Consider the following 2779-nt stretch of genomic DNA (forward strand, 5'->3'; position numbering starts at 1 on the left):
AGCTGCCCCCGCTCGGACAGGCTGCGCACTCGATCTCTTTTAGCTCCTCGGCGCTGATCTCTTTGGTTTCAAATTTACCCACCGCCTCAAACGCCGTAGATAGGTCGATCGGCTCGCCTTTTTTAGTGTAGCCTTTTTTCATCGGGCCGCCGCTAACGAAAACCGTAGACACGTTCACGCGAAGTGCGCCCATCACCATGCCCGGCACGATTTTATCGCAGTTTGGCATGCACACGAGCGCGTCCAGGGCATGCGCGTTCATCACCGTTTCGATCGAGTTTGCGATCAGCTCGCGACTAGGCAGGCTATAAAGCATCCCAGCATGCCCCATCGCGATGCCGTCGTCCACGCCGATGCAGTTAAACTCAAACGGTACGCAGCCGTTTTTGCGGATCTCGTCTTTTAAAATTTCGGAGTATTTGTTGAGAAAAAAGTGCCCCGGGATGATCTCGATGAAGCTGTTTGCTACGCCGATGAAGGGTTTTTCAAAGTCCTCGTCCTTTAGTCCGGTCGCTCTTAGCAAGCTTCTGTGCGGCGCGCGCGTATAGCCTTTTTTGATGATGTCGCTTCTCATTTTATGTCCTTGGATTGAAATTTGCGGATTTTATCACATTTAATAATAAATTTTGCTTTTTCACGCCTATAAATACAACGTAGTAGCTTAGCATACGGGTTGAATTTGAGAGTAGATATTGACTCAAATCAAATAAATTTACTCTTAGTTATGATATAATATATACCAATTATCAATTATGGAGTTGAAATGAGAAAAATTTTGCTTAGTTCCTCGTTAATTTTTATGCTTTTTAGCGCGCAAGGAGCCTTTGGAGAGGAGGAAAGGCTTGCGGATTCAGATAGGTTCGGTCCTCTAAAATCCTTCGGTCCGCCTAAGTTCATCGCTCCGCCTTCGGCACAAAAGCAGACGTTAGAAAACCAATTCGATCGCGCAGATCGAAATTATTATTCTGCGGCAGACGCTATAGACGAGGCGATCTCATCGCTACGGCTAAAGAGCGGATTTTACGGCAGAAATTTTTATAACTCTGCTTTGACAAACTTCCGTACTAGCAAATTTTACGGTATTTTCAATCTCAACCACACGAAGGCAAACGGCTACAAGGACGGATTGGGCCGAGAGGTAGATTTTGGTTACGAGCGCTTCGCTCAAGCTGCGATTTTAGGTTTTGTGCCGAGCGAATATGCAGAATTTCGCCTTACGTATATGCATGACGATATAGCTGACGATAAGCAGCCCGAGTATCAGATGGATCCCGTAGATACCGATAGGCACGTCGTACGGCTTGACGGACGCTTAGGATTAGAGGAGCTTAGCAATACCGTAAGATTCGGAGCACGATATCGTAATATAAAGCGCGAAGCGAATAACTATAAGCTAAGAAATAGCCCACAAAATATGCAGATCAAGCTGAATCGTAAAATTTGGGATTATTATCTTAAATATGACGCAGATTTGGGCTCTTGGCATAATCAAATCGGAGCCAGCTACGAGCGCGACGAGCATCTAGGGCGAAGATTTCGTATAAACGGCAACCAGAGCATATTAAACGCGTATCGTTTCGCGGATTTGAATATAGATCGTTTTAAAATTTTTGACACATTAAGCTACGAATTTTCATCCGAGCACAAATTAACTGCGGCTCTAGCTTACGAAAAAGATATCGCTAAAGCAAAGAAAGCGGATCTTACGTTAGAAAATCCGCTAAATCCTGCGACGCTCTTTCCTAGCGCCAATATGTTGTGGCAAAATTTTTATGGACGGCAGGTAGACGGCACGCTCAAAGAAGATGCTTATAGTGCGGAGCTGAAATACGACTTTACTCCGCAAAATCAGCTCTACGGCGTGCGGATAGCTCACATAGAGCGTATTGGAGATAACGTAGAGAAATTTAACTCTTTGGGAAATTTCGTCTATAATCGTGCGCAAAATCGCCTAATATCCCAAAGACCAGGCTCATCGATAGTGGGTAATCCGTTCTTGAAAAAAGAGGAGCATAACTTAGTGAAGCTCGAAGCTAAATTTAAAGATGGCGCGGATTATATGAAAAGCGCTTTCGGCGGGGATTTGGATGCGGGAGCATTCGTCAGCTACGACGATGTTAAAAATCTAATAATCTTCGATCGCGCTCGCGCACAGTATGGAATTTACGCAAATTCCGGCGATATAATAGCGCGAAACGTAGATGCCAAAATCATTCAGACTAGCGCGTATGCTAAATTTAACGTTACGCAAAATTTCGGTATCGCTGCAAAAGCCTACTCTATACCTACGGACAAAACGATACCGACGGTAGAGCTTTGTATCAAATCCGCCCGTTTGAGTTAAATTTAAACGTAGATTACAAGGACTATTTCGCATACGGCTCGTGGAACGTAGGAGCTGCAGCCAGAGCCGTAAGCAAGCATACGCGCGGTGATTTCGATGCAGCCAACGGGCTTGGTATAGACGATAAAGATGCGGCAAAGGGCTTCATGACGCTGGATCTGTATTCGGGTGTAAATATTCGAGATAAGTTCGGCGTGAAATTTGGAGTAAATAACGTGTTTGATAAAAAATACGCTGAGTTCATAAGCGCCGATCATATCGAGGCTTTTGCTCCGATTAGCACGATAAATGCTCCTGGTAGGACGTTTTGGCTGAGCTTTCATGCGGCGTTTTAAATTTGTGTGACAAAGAGAGATATAAATTTTAAGTTAAGGAGTAACAGATGCAAAGAAGAAATTTCTTAAAACTAACGTCTGCGTTGGCGGCTAGCGGGCT

General features: G+C 44.7%; 3 protein-coding genes and 1 pseudogene. 3 read left to right on the plus strand and 1 reads right to left on the minus strand.

The genetic code is table 11. From position 1 onward, the window contains the following. On the minus strand, window positions 1-574 hold a 574-nt coding region (locus Q0438_RS10780), incomplete at its 3' end, for a dihydroxy-acid dehydratase (RefSeq protein WP_299190791.1). Window positions 575-763: 189 nt separating this feature from the next. Between Q0438_RS10780 and Q0438_RS10785 the strand changes: the two genes are divergently transcribed. The 3 genes and pseudogenes from Q0438_RS10785 to Q0438_RS11160 all read left to right on the plus strand — a co-directional run. Beyond that, window positions 764-2344, plus strand: coding sequence for a TonB-dependent receptor (locus Q0438_RS10785; RefSeq protein ID WP_299190792.1), 1581 nt, complete (start codon window positions 764-766; stop codon window positions 2342-2344). Continuing rightward, window positions 2317-2679: a TonB-dependent receptor gene (locus Q0438_RS10790; RefSeq protein WP_299190794.1), complete on the plus strand. Its 363-nt coding sequence runs from the start codon at window positions 2317-2319 to the stop codon at window positions 2677-2679. The genes Q0438_RS10785 and Q0438_RS10790 overlap by 28 nt, the downstream gene beginning before the upstream one ends. Window positions 2680-2723: 44 nt before the next feature. Then, window positions 2724-2779, plus strand: a pseudogene (locus Q0438_RS11160) (twin-arginine translocation signal domain-containing protein); the annotation flags it as partial.

It is taken from the genome of uncultured Campylobacter sp. (assembly GCF_938030785.1).
Classification (GTDB): Bacteria; Campylobacterota; Campylobacteria; order Campylobacterales; family Campylobacteraceae; genus Campylobacter_B.